Source organism: Pacificoceanicola onchidii (assembly GCF_004804335.1).
Taxonomy (GTDB): Bacteria; Pseudomonadota; Alphaproteobacteria; order Rhodobacterales; family Rhodobacteraceae; genus Pacificoceanicola; species Pacificoceanicola onchidii.
Window position 1 is genome coordinate 190,171 of the sequence record NZ_SRXY01000009.1, and the last position, 21,335, is coordinate 211,505.

Genomic DNA, 21,335 nt, shown 5'->3' on the forward strand with positions numbered 1-21,335 from the left:
CAGCGTCGCGACACGTCAAGCTGACGTATGGTCAAAGATTGACCGATTCCCCCCCGGCACCCTAGCGTATGCGCAGGAGGCGGCCTTCACTCGGGCCGATCAACAGAGACTTCCCAGACAGGGATGAGGGATATTATGTACAAAGCCACACTGGGGGCCACCGCACTGGCCCTGACCACCACAGCCGCAACTGCAGGTGGTATCGAGCGGTCCAGCAACGACTACGGTTTCCTGTTCACCCCGGGCAACGCGTTCAGCCTTGGCCATGCCATCGTGACGCCGACGGTATCCGGTGAATATGCGCCTGCGCTGGGCGGTGGCAGCACCGGGAACATGGCGCGCAGCTATGGCAGCTTCAGCTTTTCGGCCAAGACCGATCTGAACGACAAGCTCTCGCTCGGCATTTATCACAACCAGGCCTATGGCGCGAATGCCGCCTACTCGCAGGGCTTCTACACCGGGCTGACGGCGGACTGGCAGTCCAAGCAGACCTCGCTGATCGCCAAGTACAAGATCGCGGATCGCTTCTCGGTGTTTGGCGGCGCGCGCTACGTGCTGTCGACAGCGGATATCGTCATTCCTGACCAGATGATCCGGGCGAGCACTGCCGCCGGTGTGGCCGCAGGCATCACGCAAATTCAGGCGGGCATTGCGCAGCTGACCGCGGCAGGCGCACCGGCTACCGACCCGCGCCTGATCGCGCTGCAAACGCAACTGGCACAGACAACCGCCTATGGCACCGCCGTGGCAACCGCTGCACCGGGCGCGTTCCAGTACACCGCGAACGGCGCGCAGCGCGGCGACTTCGGCTACACCATCGGGGCGGCTTACGAAATCCCGGACATCGCTCTGCGCGTTGCGCTGACCTACGAGAGCGCCGTGACGCACAAGTTCGGCACCACGGAGTCCCTGCCCTTCTTTGGCATCCCGACGGACAGCACCACGGAAATTGAAATGCCGCAGTCGCTGGCGCTCGACTTCCAGACCGGCATTGCGGCAGGCACGCTGCTGTTTGGTGGCGTCAAGTGGACGGAATGGTCCGCCTGGGAAGTGCGCACGCCGGGCTATGAATCGGTTACGGGCGACGAGGTCACCGGCTTCGATTCCGATACGATCACCTGGAAGCTGGGCATCGGCAAACAGTTCAACGACAACCTCTCCGCCTTTGCGCAGGTCACCTACGAGGCTGGCGACGGCGGCGTGGCTTCGCGTCTGGCCCCGACCGACGGGCGCACGTCCTTCGGCATCGGCGCACAGTTCACCGAAGGCGCGCACAAGCTGCGGGTTGGCGCGGAATACGTGAAGCTTGGCGATGCGACGGATGCCTCGGGCACCGAGTTCACCGGCAACTCCGCATGGGGCGTCGGGGTGTCTTACACCGCGAATTTCTGATCCGGTTTCAAAGATTTGAGAGACGCGCGGTGGCCCGGCCCCCGCGCGTTTTTCTTTGCGCAGGATTCGGATCGTTTGCGGGGCGCGCGCGTGGGACACCCCTTGTATGACACAGACCTCTCTCTCCGCTCGCGCCTGGGCCGAACTTCTGCTGCTGGCCCTTGTCTGGGGCGGCTCCTTTTTGGCCATTCGCACCGCACTGGACGAGATCGGCCCGCTGACGTCCGTGCTTTATCGCACCGCGCCTGCGGCCCTGATCCTGCTGATGGTGCTGCGCTGGCAAGGGGCGGCCTTGCCAAAGGGCGCGGCGCTCTGGGGGCGGCTAATGGTGATGGGGCTTTTGAACAACGTCATTCCCTTCACGCTGATGGCCTGGGGCCAGCTGCACATCGAATCCGGTCTGACCGCCATTCTCAACGCCACCACGGCGATTTTCGGCGTGTTGATCGCGGCCATGGTCTTTGCCGATGAGCGGCTGACGGCGCGCAAGGCACTTGGGGTCAGCCTCGGCTTTGCGGGCGTGGCGCTCACCATCGGGCCGGGCGCGCTCACCGGCTTCAGCGTGACGTCTCTGGCGCAGATCGCCGTTCTGGCCGGAACCCTGTCTTATGCCTTTGCGGGGGTCTGGGCGCGTGCGCAGCTCTCCGGTCTCTCGCCGCTCGCCGCTGCCTTTGGCATGTTGACCGCCTCCACCGCCGTGATGCTGCCGCTCACCTTGCTGGTCGAAGGGGTGCCGCCCGTAGCGCTCAGCGCGTCCGCCTGGACCGGCATTGCCTATTACGCAGCGCTCGCGACGGCGCTGGCCTATCTGCTCTATTATCGCGTGCTGAAAATGGCGGGCAGCGGCAACCTCCTGCTGGTCACCCTGATGATCCCGCCCATTGCCATTGTGCTGGGCGCGGCTTTTCGCGGCGAAAGCCTCGGGCCTGCCGCTTATGCGGGCTTTGCCCTGCTGGTTATGGGCCTTGCGATCATCGATGGCAGGGTTCTGCGGCGCAACAGGGTTTGACGCCGCCCGCCCCCGCGCGTAATCCATGCCTGAAGTCAGATGAGGGATGGCATGCTCTACAATTCCGCCGCCGATTGGCGCAGCGCCCCGCACAAGCGCGCCGTGATTTTCGCCATGTCGGGGCTGGGCAAGACCCATGTCTCGAACCTTCTGCGCGGCTCGGGCAACTGGTTTCACTACTCCATCGATTACCGCATCGGCACGCGATACATGGGCGAGTTCATCGCCGACAATGCCAAGCGCGAGGCGATGAAGGTGCCGTTCCTGCGCGATCTTCTGATGTCGGATTCGATTTTCATCGGCTCCAACATCACCTTCGACAATCTCACGCCCGTCTCGACCTACCTTGGCAAACCCGGCGATCCGGACAAAGGCGGCGTCGAGATCGAAGAGTACCGCCGCCGTCAGGCGCAGTTCGAGCGCGCGGAGCGGCAGGCTTTGCTCGACACGCCCTATTTCATCGACCGGGCCGAGGCGCTGTATGGCTATCCGCATTTTGTCTGCGACACCGGCGGGAGCATCTGTGAATGGGTGGACCCGAGCGATCCGGCTGATCCGATCCTGAAAGCGCTTTCGGACGTGGCGCTGATGGTCTGGATCAAGGGCGACGAGGCGCACACCGAAGAGCTGATCCGGCGCTTTGATCAGGCCCCGAAACCGATGGCCTATCAGCCCGCGTTTCTGGACGGGGCGTGGCGGGCCTATCTGGACGAACAGGGTTGCGCGGAGGCGGAGGTGGACCCCGATGCCTTCATCCGCTGGACCTATGCCAAGGCGCTGGCGCACCGCCAGCCGCTCTATAAAGCGATGGCGGCGAAATGGGGGGTGACGGTGGAAGCCTCTGACGTGGCCACGGTGCGGGACGAGGCGGATTTCGACGCGGTGATTGCGGCGGCTTTGAAGTAAGGCGCATGTGCGCGGGTCGGTTTAGGCCGAGCCGTCCTTCGAACCGACTTTCATACACAATTCATCCACAGGAAACCCCGCGGATTCGCCCACAAGATTCTGTTAACCCATTCTCCGAATCGATTGAGAATCAAAGAAAATCCTCCTACCCGAGTAGTCCCGGAGGATGACTATGACCGCCTTTAATACACCGATCACACCCGCGCCCCTGAGCCTGACCTCGCAGACCGTCACCGAGTTTGACGGGCGGATTGCAGAGCTGGCACATCTGCTCTTTGACATCATGTCCGAGGCGGGCGGCGTGGCGCTTTCGGCTTCGGCCATCGGACGGCCCGAGCGGCTGACGGTGGTGGACCTGCCCGACGCCTCGGGCACTTGGCGCGCGCTGGCGCTGGTCAATCCGCGCATCACCGGCGGACATGAAGGTGTGACCGATCAGGCGAGCCTCTTCCCCGGCTCCGCCCCGGTGTTCCGTTTCACCTCTGTTGATGTGGTCTTTGAAACGCTCGAAGGCGAGACCGTTACGCTGGAGGCAGACGGGCCGCTGGCGGTGGGCCTGCAAGCGCAGATTGACGTGCTGGACGGCGTTTCCAACGCTGAGACGCGCACCCTGCACTGACCGTCAGGAACAGCCCGCCAAAGTCCGCAGCAAGGCCGCTGTGGACCCTCGAAGTGGCAGTGTGAAGCGCGTTGCTCCGCCCTCATCGGCAATCGCCACCTCCGCGCGGCTGCGTAACTGCGTAAACACCGCGTGATCACTGGGTACGGACACGGCAACCCCGTTGCGCACAGGGGTGAAATGCCAGCCCATGTGCGTGTTGCTGGTCTCCTCCCCTTCGCCAAATGCGAGGCTCCAGCTTCCGGCCACCTCCGGCACGCCGGCAATCATCAAATCGCTGCGTCCGGTCTTGTTGCAGAAGTAATAAAGCCCGCGTGATCCGTCCGGCGTGTTGACCCCGGCGTAGCGCGTGCCGTTCTTGAGCGCGCCGTTTTCCCAAGCGATCTCAGGCGCTTCCGCTCCGATGTCCGAGCAGTGCTCCGCCACGCATTGCGCGTAGGCCGGATTGTCCGCCGGGCCGAAGTTGGCAAGACAGGCCCAGACGCAGCGCTGCATGGCCATCGGGTCCTCTTCGGCCTGCAACGGAGCGGCGATGAGCAATGACATGAAAACAAAGGCGGTTCGGATCATCGGGTCCTCCTGAAATAGAATTCAAACTGTTCCGCCATTGCCCTTCCCGGTCAACCCCACCTTGCCGCGCCGCGCCGGATCGCCTACATCCGTCAAACGTTTCAACCCCGGAGTGTTCCATGCCCATCAAACTGCCATCCGACCTGCCCGCCTACGACGTGCTCGCGCGCGAGGGCGTCATGGTCATGGGTGAGCGTCAGGCGGCGCGGCAGGACATCCGGCCTTTGCGCATCGGGCTGCTCAATCTGATGCCGAAGAAGATCCAGACCGAGAACCAGTTTGCCCGGCTGATCGGCGCGACGCCTTTGCAGATCGAACTGTCGCTCATCCGCATGAGCGAGCACCAGACCCGCAACACCGCCGCCGATCACATGGAGACGTTTTACCGTCCGTTTTCGGAAGTGGAGGCCAGCGGCGACAAGTTCGACGGGCTGATCATCACCGGCGCGCCGATCGAACATCTGCCGTTTGACGAGGTGACCTATTGGGAAGAGCTGACCCGCGTCTTCAACTGGACGCAGGGCCATGTGCATTCCACCTTTGGCGTATGCTGGGGCGGGATGGCGATGATCAACCACTTCCATGGCGTGGCCAAGCACATGCTGGACCACAAGGCCTTTGGCTGCGTTCGGCACCACAATCAGGCCGCCGCCTCGCCGTACCTGCGGGGGTTCTCGGATGATATGGTCATACCGGTATCGCGCTGGACCGAGCTGAAGCGCGAAGAAATCGAGGCCGCCGGTCTGCCGATCCTGATCGACAGCGCGGACACCGGCCCCTGCCTTGTGGAAGATCCGGCGCATCGCGCGCTCTATATCTTCAACCACTTTGAGTATGATTCCGATACGCTAAAGCAGGAGTATGATCGGGACGTGGCCGAGGGCACGCCGATCAACGTTCCGGCGAATTATTACCCCGATGATGATCCGTCGCGTCCGCCGTCGAACCGCTGGCGAAGCCATGCGCATCTGCTTTATGGCAACTGGATCAACGAGATATACCAGACAACGCCGTTTGATCTGACGAAGATCGGACAAGAGTGATCATGCTCAAGGCGCTGCTTGTTCTGGCGGGATTGGCGGCGCTGCTGGCGGCTGTCACCCTCGTTCGGGCCGCGCGGCACGAGGCAGCGGCGCTGCGGGATTTCCCGCCCGTGGGGGATTTCATCGAGGTGGACGGCACCCGCGTGCATTACGTGATGCGCGGCGCGGGGCCGGATCTGGTGCTGCTGCATGGCTCATCGGGAAACCTGCGCGACATGACGTTTCAGCTGATGGAGCGGCTGGCGCAGGACTACCGGGTGATTGCCTTTGACCGGCCCGGACTTGGCTACACGGATGCGCTCGACAATCCGACAATCACCCGGCAAGCGGATCTTCTGGCGCAGGCGGCGGAGGCTCTGGGCATCGAGAAGCCGATTGTCATGGGCCATTCCTATGGCGGCGCGGTGGCACTGGCCTGGGGTGTGTCGCGGCCCGAGGATGTCTCGGCGCTGATGCTGCTGGCCGCGCCCGTCTACCCGTGGGACACGCCGCTCAGCACCTATTATCGTGTCCTGTCGAACCCTGTTCTGGGGCCGGTGGCGATCCCGCTGATCACCGCCTTTGTTCCCGATCGCGTGGTGGAGCGGAACGTGGCGGAGGTTTTTGTCCCGCAAGAAGAACCAGACGGCTACGCCGCCCATTTTGGCCCGCCCCTGACTCTGCGCCGGGTATCCTTGCGCGAAAACGCAATCCAGCGCGCGCGGCTTCTGGCGGAGATGACGGCGCTGTCGAAAGACTATGACCGGCTGACCATGCCCATTGAGCTTCTGCACGGCACGGCAGATGACACGGTGAGCGCCGCAATCCACGGCATTCCCTTTGCGCAGGTTCATCCCACGGCAGAGATCACTCTGCTCGACGGCATCGGCCACATGCCCAACCACAACCGCCCCGGCGCGGTGGTCGAAGCCATCCACCGGGCAGCGGCGCGCGCGGGATTGCGTTAGCGCCGGAACGCGGCGGGCAGGATGTCTTCGGAGGGCCAGAAGCCGGATCGCAAGGCCGTGTGATAGCCTTGCCGCAGGTGCGCGGTTTCCATGGCGGCGGCGGCCCCTTCGGCGTCATAAGTCAGCGTGCAAATCTCGACCTGACCGTCCTCGTGCAGGACCGCGTAGCGCGTCTCGGTCCGGCCATCATGAGGCGGCATGCCAATCACACCGGCGTTGACCCAGAACGTGTCCGCCACGCGGCGCTGAAACGGAATGCCGCTATGCCCGGCAAAGACGTACGCAGGCTGCGCATCCAGATGCGCAATCTCTGCGCGCAGCACGGCATCCGGCGTGTCCGGCCAGAGAAAGCGGTTCACCGCGCGGGTGCCGCCATGGACAAAACCCAGCCTGCCCCATTGCGACCCGAGTATCAGAACATCCGGCAGACCGGCCATCCAGCTCCGCGTCTCTGCGCTCACCTGAGCGTTGGCATGGGCGTACCAGCCCGCAGACAGCAGATCGCAAGCCGTGCCTTCCTCGAAGCCGCAACCGCAGTCCAGCGCCCCCTCGCCCAGCTGCCGCTCCACGTTGCCCGCAATCACATGGCAGCCCCAATCGCGCACCTCGGCCACAGTCTCTTCGGGATGCGCGCAATAGGCCACCACATCGCCGGTGCAAATGGTGCGATCCGCCGGGATACCCCGCCGGTCAGCTTCTGCCCGCATCGCGCGCGTGGCGTGCAGATTGGAATAGGGCCCACCGAAAATCAGCAGCGGCCCGCCTGCGGGCAAGTCCCCTCGAAAAATGCGTTCGGTCAGCATTGGCCCGCCCTTGATCCTGAAGGGCCGCGCCCCCATAACCCCTTTATCACTAGAGGAATACAGCCGACATGGAACCCGAGACCAGCCTTCTCGACACAGCTTTCTGGATCACATCCGCGTCAATTCTGGCGCTGCTGACCCTGTCGGCCTTTTTCTCCGGCTCCGAGACGGCTTTGACCGCCGCCTCGCGCGGAAAGTTGCGCGCCGGGGCGGACAAGGGATCGCGCGGGGCGGAAACCGCGCTCAGGATCACCGAAGACAACGAGCGGCTGATCGGCTCTGTGCTCTTGGGCAACAACCTTGTGAACATTCTTGCCACCTCACTGGCGACGGCCCTGTTCACCTCCCTGTTCGGCGAAAGCGGCGTGGCGCTGGCGACGCTGGTGATGACGCTGCTTGTGCTGATCTTTGCCGAGGTGCTGCCGAAAACCTACGCCATAACCAACCCCGAGACCGCCGCATCGCGCGTCGCGGGGCCGATCTCCGTGGTGGTGCGCGTCTTTGCGCCGGTGGTTTCTGCCGTGCGCGTGCTGGTGCGCGGGGTTCTGAGCCTGTTTGGGGTCAAGACTGACCCGGACAGCCATATCCTCGCCGTGCGTGAAGAGATTGCCGGCGCGTTGCAGCTTGGCCACTCCGAAGGAGTGGTGGAAAAAGAAGACCGTGACCGGATCCTCGGCGCGCTGGATCTTGCGGATCGCACCGTTGAAGAGATCATGCTGCACCGGTCCGGCATCGAGATGATCGACGCGGGCGCAGAGCCGCAGGCGATCCTGCAACAATGTCTGTCCAGCCCGCACACCCGCCTGCCCGTCTATCGCGGCGAGCCGGAGAACATCATCGGCGTGGTTCACGCCAAGGACCTCGTGCGCGCCATGTACAAGCTCTACGAGCAAAGCGGCGACCAAGAGGCGCGCTTTGCCGATTTTCGCGTGCTCGACGTGGCGATGAAGCCGTATTTCGTGCCGGACACCACCTCGCTCGACGATCAGATGCGGCAATTCCTGCGCCGAAGGACACATTTTGCGCTGGTGGTGGATGAGTATGGCTCGCTTGAAGGGCTGATCACGCTCGAAGACATTCTCGAAGAGATTGTTGGCGAAATCACCGACGAACATGATCCCCTCGACGAAGACACGCTGGAGCGCGGCGAGGACGGCAATTATTCGGTTGATGGCGCCATGACGATCCGCGATTTCAACCGCGCCACGGACTGGTCCCTGCCCGATGAAGAGGCCAACACCGTGGCTGGTCTGGTCATTCACGAAGCCCAGATGATCCCGACCGTGGGACAGGTGTTTTCCTTCCACGGCTTCCGTTTCGAGGTGATGGCACGGGAAAACAACCGCATCACTCAGCTGAAGGTGCGGCCGCTGTAACTTACTGCGCTTTGTAGCGCCGGAACGGGGCGCGGTGCGGTTTTGACGGGGCTTTTGCGGCGGGTTGTGGGTCAGGCGCAGGCTTTGGGGCCGGTTTCCGGCTCGCCTGACGTTTGAGATCAAGGAACGGTTGGGCGAGCAAGGTTGCAAAGCTGATCCCGGCGCAGGCAAGGCAGACCTGCTGAAGCGCTTCCACAAGCCGCTCCGAGGCCACCTCGCTCAGGAAAATCTCCCACAGAACTGCGCTTTGGCCGAGCAAAGCCCCTATTCCGGCCCAGATCACCGCAAGACCGAGGGCGGTGCGGGTCTGCGCGATGCGCATATCAGGGAGTTTCCGCAGCCGCGCCGGATCAACGCCAATGGCGCGCACCGGCAAAACCGGATCATGCCAGATCACCGCAACAAACATCCCGCCGATCAACTGCGCAAAGACCAGCCAGCGGATCACAAAAAGCCAGATCTGCTCGCGCGCGGTTTCGGCATTGTGGTACGTCATCTCCCAGACATCAGTTGTATGATCCTGGGCCAGCATCGCCAGAAGCGAGACTAGAGCCTGCGCGGCATCCACGCCAACAAGCCCGACGCCAGCGCAAATTGCCAATGCAAACAGCACCATACGCAAGGCGAACTTGCGACGGAGGCTGCGGATGTCCTTAGGCAGTTTGTCCAGCGGCGAGGCGTCGATCAGCAGCCAGCGCAACCAGATGAACATCATGCCCGAGAAGAAAACCACGGTGAAAACCGTCTGCCAGAACGGCATGGAGATGTCGAAAGGCAGGGTAAAAAGCCAGGCCAGAAGCAAGGAGATCGCTGCTGGCGGCAAGACAACCATCGCCGCGAGGCCCGGTTTTGCAAAGGTCTGGCGCCAGACGCCCGGTGATTGACTTGTTTCTACCATGACGCCCCTTGTGCCGGGCAATCATGGCAAGTCTCTGACCCATTTGAGGAATTTAGGCGCGCAGCCGTGTACCCTTTGGATCAAACGGCGGCTCTTCAAGGATTGTCGCGGTATGCGGTTTGCCGAGGATCATCACCTCAACCCGATCGCCTGGTTTGGCGGTGCCTGCCTTGATGTATCCAAGCGCAAGGCTCATGCCGACACCAAACCCATACCCACCTGAAGAAACGCGGCCAATGCCCTGTTCTTCCTTGAAAATTGGCTCACCGCCAAGGGCATCTGCCTGCGATACCTCCGCCTCTGTCGAGTCAATCTGAAGAATGCGTAAATCTTCACGTGATGGATTATGTATGACCTTTAGAAGACTGTCTTTGTTCAAGAAATCCTTCTCCAGCTGGCAGAGTCTTTCGAGCCCGACTTCCTGCGGCCAGTATTCCGGGCTGTATTCGCGCCCCCAGGAGCCATATCCCTTCTCAAGCCGCAGGCTCATCAGCGCGCGGCTGCCCACCGGACCGGCGCCAAACTCTTTCCCGGCTTCCAGCAACGCTTCGTAAAGGGTTTTCTGATCTTCTGCCTTACAGTGCAATTCCCAGCCAAGATCACCGGTGAAGGATACGCGGAGGGCCAGACAGGTGACACCGGAAACCGTAATCCAGCAGCTTCGCATGAAAGCGAAACTGTCCGAGCCAAGCGACACGTTGGTCATGCGTTGGAGCATGTCCCGCGCCGCAGGGCCCGCAACGTTGAAGCCGCAAAACGCCTGGGTCATGCTCTCGAAGGAGACGTCCTCGCCGCGCGGCACGGCATCAAAGAAACGCTTGTGATACCGCTCCGCCATGCCGGAGCCGATGATCCAGAATTCTTCCTCCCCGGGGCGTGTAACCGTGAAATCCCCGGCGATTCCGCCGCGTTTCCCGATCAGCGGCGTAAGGCAAGAACGCCCCACCGCGCGCGGCATGTGATTGGCAAAAACCGCGTTCAACCAGTCCTCCGCGCCCGGCCCGGTGACGCGGTATTTGGCGAAGTTGGAGATGTCGATGATCCCGGCCTTCTCGCGCAGCATGGTGCATTCACGGCCCACGCTGTCAAACCAGGGCTGACGGGTGAAGCCAGCGCTTTCCGGCGTTTCGTGGTCAAAATAGAGCGGATGCTCCCAGCCCGCGTTGAGCCCAAACACCGCTCCGAGCGCCTTTTGCGACTCATAAACCGGCCGCACCTGCGCGGGCCGCCCGGCCTCGCGCTCCTCTAGCGGGAAGTGGATCTTGAACCGGTGCGCGTACTGGTCCTTGACCCGCGCCTTGGTGAAAGCCTCATCCGCCCAGTCGTCAAACCGCGCCACATCCCAGGCGAACATGTCGTATTGCATCTCGCCTTCGATAATCCACTGCGCGGCCATCAGGCCCATGCCGCCCGACTGGCTAAAGCCCGGGATGATGCCGTTGCAGCAGAAGTAGTTCGACCGCTCCGGCACCGGCCCCATCAGCACGTTTGAATCCGGCGACCAGATCATCGGGCCGTTGATCACCCGCTTGATGCCTGCACTACCGATCACCGGCACGCGATCGATGGCGCGCATCATGTTGTCTTCGATCCGGTCGAGATCATCCGGGAAGAGGTCATGTGCGAAATCGAGCGGCGTGCCCTGTTCGGCCCAGAGCCGCACGTCGCGCTCATAGGCCCCGATCAACAGGCCCTGACCCTCCTGGCGCAGGTAATACTCGCCGTCCCGGTCAGCGACGGACGGAAGACGCCGGTCCAACTCTTTGATTTCGTGAATTGTTTCAGTGACGAAGTACTGATGTTCGGTCGGCTGAAGCGGCAACGTGATCCCGGCGAGCGCGGCGACCTCACGGCCCCAAAGCCCTGCGGCATTGACGATCCAATCGGTGCGAATGTCGCCCTTCGGCGTGCGGACGATCCATGTGCCATCCGGCTGCTGTTCGGTGGCCGTCACCGGCGTGTGGCGATGAATGTCCGCTCCGCGCGCCCGCGCGCCTGCGGCATAGGCGGCTGTGACGCCGCTCGGGTCGACATTGCCACCGTCCGGCTCGAACATGATGCAGCGGATGCCGGAGAAATCAACGAGCGGGTGCAGACGTTCGGCCTCATCCCGGCTCACCTCGTGGAAGTTCATACCATACAGCCGCGCCTTTGCCTCCTGAAGCCGCAGCTGATGCTCTCTGGCTTCGGTCTGTGCGAGGTACAGGCTGCCGGGTTGAAACACGCCGCAGCCCTGCCCGGTCTCGGCTTCGATATCCTTGTAAAGGTTCATCGTATAGTGCTGGAGGCGGCTGATGTTGGTGCTGTCGTGCAGCCCGTGAATGTTCGCGGCGGCGTGCCATGTGCTGCCGGACGTCAGCTCGTCCCGTTCGAGCAGAACCACATCGGACCAGCCGAGTTTGGTAAGGTGGTAAAGGATCGAACAGCCGATGACACCGCCACCGATCACGACCGCCTGAGCTTGGCTGCGCATGAAAGCCTCCTGTTTGCCTGACGCCTAGGGTGGCGCAGGAAAAGCGGGCCGAAACGACGGTTCCCGACATCTCGTGTCGTGTTTGGCCAAGTCTGAACAGGCCTGTATGCCTTGAATTAGCGTTAACAGAAAAAGGAGTGCGTCATGAAAACCACCACCAGAGTCGTTGTGATTGGCGGCGGCGTTGTTGGCGCGTCAGTCCTGTACCATCTGACAAAGCTTGGCTGGTCCGACGTGATGCTGGTTGAGAGGTCCGAGCTGACGTCGGGCAGCACATGGCACGCCGCGGGCGGGTTTCACACGCTCAATGGTGATACGAACATGGCCGCGCTTCAGGGCTATACAATTCGCCTATACCGAGAGTTGGAAGAGATCACAGGCATGAGCTGCGGCCTGCATCATGTAGGTGGAATTACCTTGGCAGACAATCAGGAGCGGTTTGATATGCTGCTCGCGGAACGGGCCAAGCATCGCTACATGGGGTTGGAGACGGAAATCGTCGGCCCCGAAGAGATCGCCAAACTGGCTCCGATCGTGAACCTCGATGGGATCATCGGGGCGCTTTATGATCCTCTGGACGGGCATCTTGATCCATCGGGGACAACCCATGCCTACGCCAAGGCAGCGCGCATGGGGGGCGCGGAGATCGTCACCCATTGCCACGTGAAGGAAACCACGCAACGAACTGATGGAACTTGGGAAATCTTCACCGACAAGGGCACGATCCACACCGAACATGTGGTCAATGCGGGTGGTCTCTGGGCGCGGGAAGTTGGGGCCATGGCGGGCGTTTATCTGCCGCTTCACCCGATGGAGCACCAATATATCGTCACCGATGAGACGCCAGAGATTTATGAACGCGAAACAGAGCATCCGCATGTGATGGATCCTGCAGGCGAAAGCTACCTGCGGCAGGAAGGTCGTGGGCTTTGCATTGGATTCTATGAGCAACCCTGCCGGCCCTGGGCGGTGGATGGCACGCCATGGAATTTTGGCCATGAGCTCTTGCCAGACGACTTTAACAAGATCGAAGACAGTATTGAATTTGCTTACAAACGCTTCCCTGTTCTTGAACGCTCTGGCGTGAAGTCCGTGATCCATGGGCCGTTTACCTTTGCGCCGGATGGCAATCCGTTGGTTGGTCCGATCCCCGGTCTACGCGGCTATTGGAGCGCATGCGGTGTGATGGCGGGGTTCTCCCAAGGAGGCGGTGTCGGGCTGATGCTGGCGCAGTGGATGGTGCATGGCGAGTGCGAACGGGACACGGCGGCGATGGACGTGGCGCGGTTTGGCGACTGGATCAGCCCGGGCTACACCCTGCCGAAAGTCATTGAAAACTATCAGAAACGTTTCTCTGTCAGCTATCCGAACGAAGAGCTGCCCGCCGCGCGGCCAAACCGGACCACGCCGATGTATGACATCTTTGACCGCATGGGTGCAGTGTGGGGACAGCAATACGGGCTGGAGGTGGTGAACTACTTCGCCGAAGGGGATGAGCCACGGTATGAGACCCCGTCTTTCCGCCGCTCCAACGCCTTTGAGGCCACCGCGCGGGAGGTGAAGTCCGTGCGCGAAGCTGTTGGAATCAATGAGGTTCACAACTTCGGAAAGTACCGTGTCACTGGCTCCGGTGCGCGGGCGTGGCTGGATCGGATCATGGCCGGGCGCATCCCGAAGCCTGGGCGACTTTCGCTGACGCCGATGCTGGCGCCCTCGGGGCGGATCATCGGGGATTTCACAGTGTCCTGTCTTGATGAGCAGACCTTCCAGCTGATTGCCAGCTATGGCGCGCAAGCCTATCACATGCGGTGGTTCCTTCAACATGAAGAAGGCGGCGTAAGCATTAAGAATATAAGCGATAAACTGAACGGATTTCAGATCGCAGGGCCGAAGGCGACGGAGGTTTTGCAAGCCTGCACGCGCGATGTGGTTGATTTGAAATTCATGGATATTCGCAAGATGACCATCGGCATGACAGAGTGTCTGGTGCAACGCGTCTCTTATACCGGCGATCTGGGGTATGAGATTTACTGTGATCCGATGGCGCAGCGGCAGCTTTGGGCCACTCTGTGGAGCGCGGGGCAGCCTCTTGGGATGAAACCTTTTGGCATGCGGGCGATGATGAGCCTGCGGCTGGACAAGTTCTTTGGCTCCTGGGGCGCGGAATTCAGCCCCGATTACACCTGCGCGGAGACGGGCCTTGATCGGTTTATCTCATGGAAAAAGAACACGAATTTCATTGGGCGTGCGGCCGCTGAGGCGGAGCGTGACACACCCCCCGAACGAATTAATGCGGCCTTTGTTGTTGAGACCGAGGACGCGGATGTGCACGCCTATGAGCCGGTTTGGATTGACGGCGAAGTACAGGGGTTCTGCACCTCGGGCGGCTATTCTCATCACACGCAGCAATCCATCGCGCTGGCCCTGATCCCGCGGGATCGGGCGGTGCCGGGGCTTGAGGCGGAGATCGAGATCCTGGGCAAACGCTGCAAGGCGCGGTTGCTGTCTGAAGTGCCTTTTGACGCGGATGGCGCGCGGATGCGGGGTTGAAAGCAACGCTGCTGATGCAGAAAAAAATGTTGCGTGCGCGGCATTTAGGGCAAGATCCCTGTCTTGACACAAACCTGTGGCGGATTGACACAGCTGAGGGTGACACTGCGTCAACGGGTCTGTTATAAGACCCGTCATGCAAGATATCGCCATTCTCATTCCCGCCGCCGGTGCAAGCTCGCGCATGCTCGGCAAGGACAAACTTTTGGAGCCGGTGGACGGTGTGCCACTGCTGCGGCGTCAGGCTGATCGGGCGCTGGCGACAGGCTGTCATGTGACGGTAACCGTGCCGGATCATGAGCACGCCCGCTGTGCGGCCCTTTCGGGTTTGCCGGTGCAGCTTGTGGCTGTGCCAGACGCGGGCGAAGGCATGTCGGCGTCGCTTCGGCGCGGCGTGGCGCTTTTGCCAAAGGGGCTCAAGGCGGTGATGATCCTGCCCGGCGATATGCCGGATCTGGAGCCGGAAGATCTGATGCGGCTTGTGACCGGGTTCCGGGCCGTGCCGCATCCGATGTTGCATCAGGCAACCGCCGCCGATGGCACGCCGGGACATCCGGTGCTGTTTCCGGCGGATTGTTTTTATGCACTGACCCGGCTGACCGGGGATCAGGGCGCGCGGGATGTTCTGCGGGCAAACAAGCACCGGTTGGTGCAGGTGCCGCTGGAGGACAATCGTGCTCTGGTCGATCTGGATACGCCGGAGGCCTGGGCTTCCTGGCGGGCGGCGGCTGTGGCTTAGGGGTTAACGGAGCCGCACCGTCTCCCCCAAAGCGACCATTCCCATCACAAAAGGCGCGGAATCAAGGCCGCAGGCCGCCGCGCCATCATGCTGGAAGTATGTCTCTGACATGACGAGTCGTCCGTCGCACCAGAGGTGCGCCAACATGTTCTCGGCACGCCTTTGGCGTGACGGCACGGCGTTTCCCTTGGTTCAAACGTTGCCGTTGAGGTCCCGGATCAAGTCCGGGACGCGGTATGCTCAAGGCCCTCTCCAAACCGCAAAAAAACGGGGCAGATAGCTCTGCCCCGTTTTCTGTTCCGGCCCATCGAGAACCGGAACACGCTGCATATGCGGGTTCCGGCCTCCCGGTTATTTGGTCAGAAGCTGCGCTTCGTGCTTCTTGAGCGAGCGGCGCGCGGCACCATAGGCCTTGAGCCCTTCGGCCTGCTCCAGTTCCGGGAAGAGTTCGAAGATCTCTTCGCGCTGCGCCGCGCCGATGCCCTTGAGGGTGTAATCACCGGGCTGGAAGCTTTCGGTCCATGCGCCGTTCGAGAGGATCACTTCGTGGTTCTCGAACATCACGTGGATGTAGCTGACGCCAAGGCTTTCGACCTCATCCACCCCGTCCAGACCAGTCAGGTGCTTGGCCGCGACCAGAACTTCCCGCTCTTCGAAGTAGAGCGCGGTCTTGTCGTTGGCCACCAGAACGCGGTGGTTCGGCGAGACGAGCATGTCATGCTCCGGCAGGTTGTTCCCCAAGGCGCCCTTCTGGATCAGGATCGGCTTGAAGTGCGGCTTGCGGGCCAGATCGAAGCCCGTGAGGTCCTTGCGGCCCACCCATTTGATCTCCTGGATACCGTTGTCACGGGTGATGACACGGTCGCCGGGCTCCAGATCCTCGACAAGGCGCTCGCCCTGCGGCGTGGCAATCAGCGTGCCGGGGGTGAAGCAGGGCACCACCTCTTCGATTTCGAAGAAGTCCATGGTGCCGGTCACGTCGCCGTCGGCGTTCAGGAATTCGACGGTACCGTCGATGCCGTTGCCGTTGCTGTCCGGCGAGGTGTCAACGATGCGCCAGTCTTCACCGCGCACGCCGGCGCCGGTCAGATCGAGAATGTCGAAGTCATCGCCTTCTGCGCCACCATCCACGGTGTCATTGATGCCAGCGGTCGGGCTGCCGACGATGATCACGTCGCGGTCTGCACCGCCCGAGATGCTGTCTTCGCCGTCGCCGCCATCGAGCGTATCCGCGCCCTGACCGCCGATCAGCGTGTCGTCGTCGCCGCCACCGTTGATGGAGTCTTCATCAATGCCGCCGTCAAGCAGGTCATTGCCAGAACCGCCAATGAGAGTGTCGTCATCGTCCCCTCCGAGGATCGTGTCGTTGCCAAGCGCGCCCATGAGACTGTCGCGGTCGTTCTCGGTGTTGACGTCCACATCGTCGGTCTGCTCCAGAGGAGCGAGGTTGGAACCGTCGATGAAGTCGTCACCCTGGCCACCGTCAATGGTGTCGGAGCCATGGCCGCCAAGCAGCGAGTCATTGCCCTGGTTGCCGGTGATCAGGTCGTCGTCGATGCCGCCGTCCACGGTGTCATCGCCCTGACCTGCGTCGATGGTGTCATCGTCGTCGCCGGTTTCAATCGAGTCGTCGCCGGTGTTGCCTTCGACATAGTCACGGCCGTCGTCCGTGTTCGGATCCGAAAGGAAGCCGAGCGTCGGGAAGAACGGATCGTCGCCCTCGTAGTTCGAGAAGGTGTCAACGCCTGCGATGATCGTGTCGTTGCCGGAGCCGCCGGTGATCGTGTCCGCACCCTGCGGGTCGATCAGAAGGTCATCACCGCCGCCGAGACGCACGAGGTCATCGTCTATCCCTGGGTTCACTGTGTCATTGCCGTCGCCCGCAACGATGGTGTCATCGTCGTCGCCGGTGCTGATCACGTCTGCGCCGCTTGTTCCGGTCTCGTTGTCGAGATCGTCAGAGGGATCGGGGTCCTCATCAAGACCGTTGAAGGGGTCCTGATCCTGAAGCGCCGGGTCGACCGGGAAGATGTCGGTGTCGATGCGGCCGAGATCTTCGGGGGTCACGGTGACGACGATCTCGCCTGTGTCCGTGCCGCCATTGCCGTCATCCACGGTGTAGGGGATCGTGTCCTGACCCACGAAATCCGGGTCCGGCGTGTAGGTCACCGTGCCATCGGGGTTGAGCGTGGCGGTGCCGTTGGTCGGATCACCCACTTCGGTCACGGTCAGCGGATCGCCATCAGGATCGGTGTCGTTATCGGACGGATCCGGGATCACAACCGGCGTGTCTTCCGGTGTGGTGGCCGTGTCGTCTTCGGCAACCGGATCGCCGTTCGCCGGATCCACGGTCACGGTCACAGTGGCCGTATCACTGCCGCCGTTGCCGTCTTCGATGGTGTAATCGAAGGTGTCGGTGCCGGTGAAGCCGCCATCCGGGGTGTAGGTCACGGAGCCATCGGGGTTGATGGCAACCGAGCCGTTGGTCGGATCGGTGGTCGAGGCCGTGGTCAGCGGATCGCTTTCCGGATCGCTGTCGTTGCCCTGCACATCAATGATGACCGGGAAGTCCTCGGTTGTGGTTTCGCTGTCGTCCACCGCGGTGGGCGCGGTGTTCGGATCGTCGCTCACGGTTACCGTAATGGTGCCGGTGTCGCCCAGACCGCCGGTGTCGCGCAGCTCATAGGTGAAGCTGTCGGTCCCGGTGAAACCCATGTTCGGCGTGTAGGTCACGGTGCCATCGGGGTTCAGCGTGGCGGTGCCGTTGGCGGGCGTGCCGATGGACTCGACGATCAGATCCGCAGGGGAATCTTCGGCGTCGGTGTCATTGTCGGTCGGGGTCAGGGTGACAGGCGTGTCCATCCCGGTGGTTTCGGTGTCGTCAAAGGCGACCGGGGGCGTGTTGCCGTTGTCCGGCTCCACGGTCACGGCAACTTCGCCGGTAGCCGAGTTCCCTTCCGGGTCTTCGATTGTGTAGGTGATGGTCGCCGGGCCGTTGTAGCCCACGGGCGGCGTGTAGGTCACGGTGTTGTCCGGGTTCACCGACACGGTGCCGGTGTCCACGGTGGCGCCGGTCACGGTCAGCGCGCCGCCTTCCGGGTCGCTGTCGTTCTCAAGCACGTCAACGATGACCGCCACGTCCTCAGGTGTTGTGGCGCTGTCGTCCACGGCGATCGGCGGCAGGTTGCCATCAACGTCCACAGTGGAGAAGTGCACGTCCGAGATGGTCACGGCCTGGGCCGCCTCGGCACCGTTGCCATAGGTGATCTCGATGGTGTGCACCGGCTCGGAAATGGTGACAAGCAGCGAGCCGCTGGCATCAGTGAAGGTGCCTTCGGTGGTGCCGGTCGCGGTCTGGCCGGAGGTCGACACCGCCCCGGCTGGGGTCAGCGTGACAGGAACCGGGTTGCCGTCGATGTCAAAGGCATTGACGGTCACGATGTCTTCGAAGGCGCCGAGGCCGAGGTCTTCGAGATCGCCGTTCACGGCCGACATGTCGATGTCGTTGATCCGGAAGGAAACGTCCGTCACTTCGTCGGTGTAGAGATCATCGGAGGCCGTGAAGACCAGCGATGCGGAGGAGGTCGCCGGGGCACCGTCGTCATTGGTGTCGTCGAACAGCTTCAGGAAGGAGTTCGGGCTGATGTCCTCACCGTCTTCCACGTAGCCTTCGGCGTTGAAGGTGAAGGCGGTTGCGTAAGGGTCCAGCGCGTTGAAAGTCACGCCGACCGCAACACCACCGGTATCAACCGAGGTTGTTGTCCCGTCGTCCAAGGTAGTGCCGTAAGGGCCAAAATCGCCCCAGTTCAGAAACAGATCAGCCATGTTTCGACCCTCAATCCTTTCCCGGGGAGAACCCGGTTTGCAGCAGCGGTGACAATGCGCACCGCACTGCCCGTTTCCTCGTTATCCCGTTGGGCCAGCGATTTGTTGCGAAGTGGTCGGCGTCATAAACATTCCACGCCCCCGGCACGGAACACACATCACCATAGCAGCACGAGCGGATTCTCCGCCCTCGCGTCACCTCGCATTCATCCCGAATGCTCAACAGTTCAGCGGCCGCCCCCGTGGCCAACAGACATCACCCCCCAGTGGGCTTGCGTTAATTAATACGCTCTCAAACATGTCCCACAAAGGACAAATTTGGCCGTCGCTTCCCCGTTGCCTCAACGAAAGGCAGGATTTTGCCCGAATCCAAAGCAATTTTTAACAAATTTTTAACGGTATTGTTTCCGAACAGACCGGTGGTTTTTTACAAGATTTGATCGAATCTTTGGAGAAATCCCGCATTCCGCACGCTTTCGGGCTGCGCTGTCAAACGGACTGTTTACGTTTCAAGAACAATCGACAAGCTCTGCCGCGGTTTCCCGGATTGCCGTATTTCCCCGCGAAATGTGGCACGGCCTGCGGCAATTGACGAACCAATAAGCAACCGTGGGTTGGATTGTTTACGTGGCGATAATCAATGTCGCCGCGAATCGCCGAATCGAAAATCGCAGGCGCCGCGTTTCAGCCATATTTTGCGGAGCCTCGACAAAAAACATGTCAAAGCAGAGTTGCGACAAGCGAAAAACAAACAGGAATTGAAGGGGAATTCAGCGGGAGATCACGCAGGTCTTGCTGCGAGACTGGTACCCAAGGCCGGACTCGAACCGGCACGTCCGTTAGGACGGGGGATTTTGAATCCAGCCGACTCTCCGCAAGATCAGCACCTTGGCCTGATCGACGCCCCCAGACAAAACAAAAACGAAACGTGAATGGGTGAGCCGCCCGAAAGGAGGGGTCGCATGCCTCGCAACATGTCATTTGCGCTGACGCTCAACCAAGTGCGCAACCGTGAAAAGGACGTGACCCGCCGGTTCGGATGGTGGTTCCTGAAACCAGGCGATGTGGTCAATGCCGTCGAAAAGGGCATGGGCCTGAAGCCCGGTGAGAAGATCAAGCGCATCTGCCAAATCGAAATTGTCAGCATCCGCGCTGAGCCACTGAACGTGATCACCCACGAAGACTGCGCGCGCGAAGGCTTCCCCGATTTCCGCCCGGCCGATTTCGTCGCGATGCTGACCAGTCACTATGGGTGCCCAGACGACAAGCAAGTGAACCGGATCGAGTTCCGCTACCTCGACACTCCCACTCAGCAGAAAGGACAACAAACATGAAACCCGACATTTGTATCTACCACGCCAACTGCGACGACGGATTTGCTGCGGCCTACGCAGTGTGGAAACGGTTTGGAGATGGAGTGAAGTTCATCCCTTGCCAGTACGGCGACGAAGCGCCGGACGTGACCGGTAAAGACGTCCTGATGGTCGATTTCTCGTTCAAGAAAGACGTTCTGAACGAAATGGCGAACAAGGCCGCGCGCATCATCGTTCTGGATCACCACAAGACCGCCGAGGCTGAGCTGGCCGGCTTTCTGAATCTGGAGCGTTTCGACGGGCCGCTGGAGGCGTGGCATGCGGATCGCATGATCGAAGGCGTCGGCGTCCACTTCGATATGGAGAAATCCGGGTGCCGTCTTGCATGGGAGTACTGCTTTGGCCGCGAACCCATGCCGGAATGGATGGAACACGTTGAGGACCGGGATCTGTGGCGGTTCAACATTCGTGGTACAAAGGAAGTCTGCATCGCCATCCGGTCGTTACCCAGGGACTTCGAGCTCTGGGACATGTTCACGACAGAACGCCTTGCAAACGATGGTGTGGCCATCCGGCGCTATGTGGACATGATCGTGAGCAACATCTGCGACACCGCCTTCATCGAGGAAATCGACGGCCACGCGGTTCCTGTAGCGGCTTGCTCCTACGACTTCGTTTCCGAAACGGCGCACGAGCTGCTCAATCGCAACCCGACAGCCCCATTCGCGGCCTGCATTGTCCGATCCTATGACGGCGTGACGTACTCTTTGCGCTCGATGGATGACCGCATGGACGTTTCAGAAATCGCAGAGGCGAATGGTGGTGGCGGACATCGGAACGCTGCTGGCTTCCGTGTCGCAGCCTAAAACCAA

Annotated in this window: 16 protein-coding genes; 11 read left to right on the forward strand and 5 right to left on the reverse strand. The window is 61.5% G+C overall.

Annotated features, from left to right (window positions below):
• Positions 1-135: 135 nt before the first annotated feature.
• The 4 genes from E4662_RS21305 to E4662_RS21320 all read left to right on the forward strand — a co-directional run bounded on the left by E4662_RS21305 (position 136) and on the right by E4662_RS21320 (position 3,926).
• Positions 136-1,392: a hypothetical protein gene (locus tag E4662_RS21305; RefSeq protein WP_136443651.1), complete on the forward strand. Its 1,257-nt coding sequence runs from the start codon at positions 136-138 to the stop codon at positions 1,390-1,392.
• A gap of 106 nt (positions 1,393-1,498) precedes the next feature.
• A complete protein-coding gene (locus E4662_RS21310; protein WP_136443652.1) occupies positions 1,499-2,401 on the forward strand; it encodes a DMT family transporter in 903 nt (300 codons plus the stop codon).
• Between the two features lie 51 nt (positions 2,402-2,452).
• Complete coding sequence (locus E4662_RS21315) at positions 2,453-3,307, forward strand: ATPase (protein ID WP_136443653.1); 855 nt, start codon at positions 2,453-2,455, stop codon at positions 3,305-3,307.
• 172 nt (positions 3,308-3,479) lie between these two features.
• Positions 3,480-3,926: a peptide deformylase gene (locus tag E4662_RS21320; protein ID WP_168798040.1), complete on the forward strand. Its 447-nt coding sequence runs from the start codon at positions 3,480-3,482 to the stop codon at positions 3,924-3,926.
• A 3-nt stretch (positions 3,927-3,929) separates the two neighbouring features.
• Here E4662_RS21320 and E4662_RS21325 read toward each other — a convergent pair whose 3' ends face one another.
• Positions 3,930-4,496, reverse strand: a complete 567-nt coding sequence (locus E4662_RS21325) for a hypothetical protein (protein ID WP_136443655.1) — start codon at positions 4,494-4,496, stop codon at positions 3,930-3,932.
• Positions 4,497-4,615: 119 nt separating this feature from the next.
• On the opposite strand from E4662_RS21325, the gene E4662_RS21330 reads away from it, so the two are divergent.
• Both E4662_RS21330 and E4662_RS21335 read left to right on the forward strand, forming a co-directional pair.
• The gene (locus tag E4662_RS21330; protein ID WP_136443656.1) at positions 4,616-5,539 is read left to right on the forward strand and encodes a homoserine O-succinyltransferase; all 924 of its coding nucleotides are present in this window, start codon (positions 4,616-4,618) and stop codon (positions 5,537-5,539) included.
• 2 nt (positions 5,540-5,541) lie between these two features.
• Complete coding sequence (locus tag E4662_RS21335; protein WP_136443657.1) at positions 5,542-6,486, forward strand: alpha/beta fold hydrolase; 945 nt, start codon at positions 5,542-5,544, stop codon at positions 6,484-6,486.
• Here the strand turns inward: E4662_RS21335 and E4662_RS21340 are convergent.
• Positions 6,483-7,289 carry a metallophosphoesterase family protein gene (locus tag E4662_RS21340; RefSeq protein WP_136443658.1) on the reverse strand — a complete coding sequence of 269 codons (807 nt, stop codon included), beginning with the start codon at positions 7,287-7,289 and terminating at the stop codon, positions 6,483-6,485. The genes E4662_RS21335 and E4662_RS21340 overlap by 4 nt on opposite strands.
• Before the next feature lie 68 nt (positions 7,290-7,357).
• Between E4662_RS21340 and E4662_RS21345 the strand changes: the two genes are divergently transcribed.
• The gene (locus E4662_RS21345; RefSeq protein ID WP_136443659.1) at positions 7,358-8,665 is read left to right on the forward strand and encodes an HlyC/CorC family transporter; all 1,308 of its coding nucleotides are present in this window, start codon (positions 7,358-7,360) and stop codon (positions 8,663-8,665) included.
• A gap of 1 nt (position 8,666) precedes the next feature.
• Here the strand turns inward: E4662_RS21345 and E4662_RS21350 are convergent, their stop codons facing one another.
• Together E4662_RS21350 and E4662_RS21355 are read right to left on the reverse strand one after the other, a co-directional pair.
• Positions 8,667-9,563 (reverse strand): hypothetical protein, encoded by an 897-nt coding sequence (locus E4662_RS21350; protein WP_136443660.1) that lies wholly within the window; start codon positions 9,561-9,563, stop codon positions 8,667-8,669.
• A gap of 52 nt (positions 9,564-9,615) precedes the next feature.
• Positions 9,616-12,036 carry a GcvT family protein gene (locus E4662_RS21355; RefSeq protein WP_136443661.1) on the reverse strand — a complete coding sequence of 807 codons (2,421 nt, stop codon included), beginning with the start codon at positions 12,034-12,036 and terminating at the stop codon, positions 9,616-9,618.
• A gap of 144 nt (positions 12,037-12,180) precedes the next feature.
• Here E4662_RS21355 and E4662_RS21360 point away from each other — a divergent pair, with 144 nt between their 5' ends.
• Together E4662_RS21360 and E4662_RS21365 are read left to right on the forward strand one after the other, a co-directional pair.
• Positions 12,181-14,586, forward strand: coding sequence for a GcvT family protein (locus E4662_RS21360; RefSeq protein ID WP_136443662.1), 2,406 nt, complete (start codon positions 12,181-12,183; stop codon positions 14,584-14,586).
• Between the two features lie 136 nt (positions 14,587-14,722).
• Positions 14,723-15,325, forward strand: a complete 603-nt coding sequence (locus E4662_RS21365) for a nucleotidyltransferase family protein (RefSeq protein WP_136443663.1) — start codon at positions 14,723-14,725, stop codon at positions 15,323-15,325.
• A 351-nt stretch (positions 15,326-15,676) separates the two neighbouring features.
• Here the strand turns inward: E4662_RS21365 and E4662_RS21370 are convergent, their stop codons facing one another.
• Positions 15,677-19,150 (reverse strand): Ig-like domain-containing protein, encoded by a 3,474-nt coding sequence (locus E4662_RS21370; protein WP_136443664.1) that lies wholly within the window; start codon positions 19,148-19,150, stop codon positions 15,677-15,679.
• Between the two features lie 962 nt (positions 19,151-20,112).
• Here E4662_RS21370 and E4662_RS21380 point away from each other — a divergent pair.
• Positions 20,113-20,484 carry an ASCH domain-containing protein gene (locus E4662_RS21380; RefSeq protein WP_136443665.1) on the forward strand — a complete coding sequence of 124 codons (372 nt, stop codon included), beginning with the start codon at positions 20,113-20,115 and terminating at the stop codon, positions 20,482-20,484.
• A complete protein-coding gene (locus tag E4662_RS21385; protein WP_136443666.1) occupies positions 20,481-21,329 on the forward strand; it encodes a DHH family phosphoesterase in 849 nt (282 codons plus the stop codon). The genes E4662_RS21380 and E4662_RS21385 overlap by 4 nt, the downstream gene beginning before the upstream one ends.
• Positions 21,330-21,335: the final 6 nt, after the last annotated feature.

Bases quoted from the DNA above. Each gene is read 5' to 3' on its own strand.
- E4662_RS21305 (WP_136443651.1), top strand. From the start codon at position 136: ATGTACAAAGCCACACTGGGGGCCACCGCACTGGCCCTGACCACCACA.
- E4662_RS21310 (WP_136443652.1), top strand. From the start codon at position 1,499: ATGACACAGACCTCTCTCTCCGCTCGCGCCTGGGCCGAACTTCTGCTG.
- E4662_RS21315 (WP_136443653.1), top strand. From the start codon at position 2,453: ATGCTCTACAATTCCGCCGCCGATTGGCGCAGCGCCCCGCACAAGCGC.
- E4662_RS21320 (WP_168798040.1), top strand. From the start codon at position 3,480: ATGACCGCCTTTAATACACCGATCACACCCGCGCCCCTGAGCCTGACC.
- E4662_RS21325 (WP_136443655.1), bottom strand. From the start codon at position 4,496: ATGATCCGAACCGCCTTTGTTTTCATGTCATTGCTCATCGCCGCTCCG.
- E4662_RS21330 (WP_136443656.1), top strand. From the start codon at position 4,616: ATGCCCATCAAACTGCCATCCGACCTGCCCGCCTACGACGTGCTCGCG.
- E4662_RS21335 (WP_136443657.1), top strand. From the start codon at position 5,542: ATGCTCAAGGCGCTGCTTGTTCTGGCGGGATTGGCGGCGCTGCTGGCG.
- E4662_RS21340 (WP_136443658.1), bottom strand. From the start codon at position 7,289: ATGCTGACCGAACGCATTTTTCGAGGGGACTTGCCCGCAGGCGGGCCG.
- E4662_RS21345 (WP_136443659.1), top strand. From the start codon at position 7,358: ATGGAACCCGAGACCAGCCTTCTCGACACAGCTTTCTGGATCACATCC.
- E4662_RS21350 (WP_136443660.1), bottom strand. From the start codon at position 9,563: ATGGTAGAAACAAGTCAATCACCGGGCGTCTGGCGCCAGACCTTTGCA.
- E4662_RS21355 (WP_136443661.1), bottom strand. From the start codon at position 12,036: ATGCGCAGCCAAGCTCAGGCGGTCGTGATCGGTGGCGGTGTCATCGGC.
- E4662_RS21360 (WP_136443662.1), top strand. From the start codon at position 12,181: ATGAAAACCACCACCAGAGTCGTTGTGATTGGCGGCGGCGTTGTTGGC.
- E4662_RS21365 (WP_136443663.1), top strand. From the start codon at position 14,723: ATGCAAGATATCGCCATTCTCATTCCCGCCGCCGGTGCAAGCTCGCGC.
- E4662_RS21370 (WP_136443664.1), bottom strand. From the start codon at position 19,150: ATGGCTGATCTGTTTCTGAACTGGGGCGATTTTGGCCCTTACGGCACT.
- E4662_RS21380 (WP_136443665.1), top strand. From the start codon at position 20,113: ATGCCTCGCAACATGTCATTTGCGCTGACGCTCAACCAAGTGCGCAAC.
- E4662_RS21385 (WP_136443666.1), top strand. From the start codon at position 20,481: ATGAAACCCGACATTTGTATCTACCACGCCAACTGCGACGACGGATTT.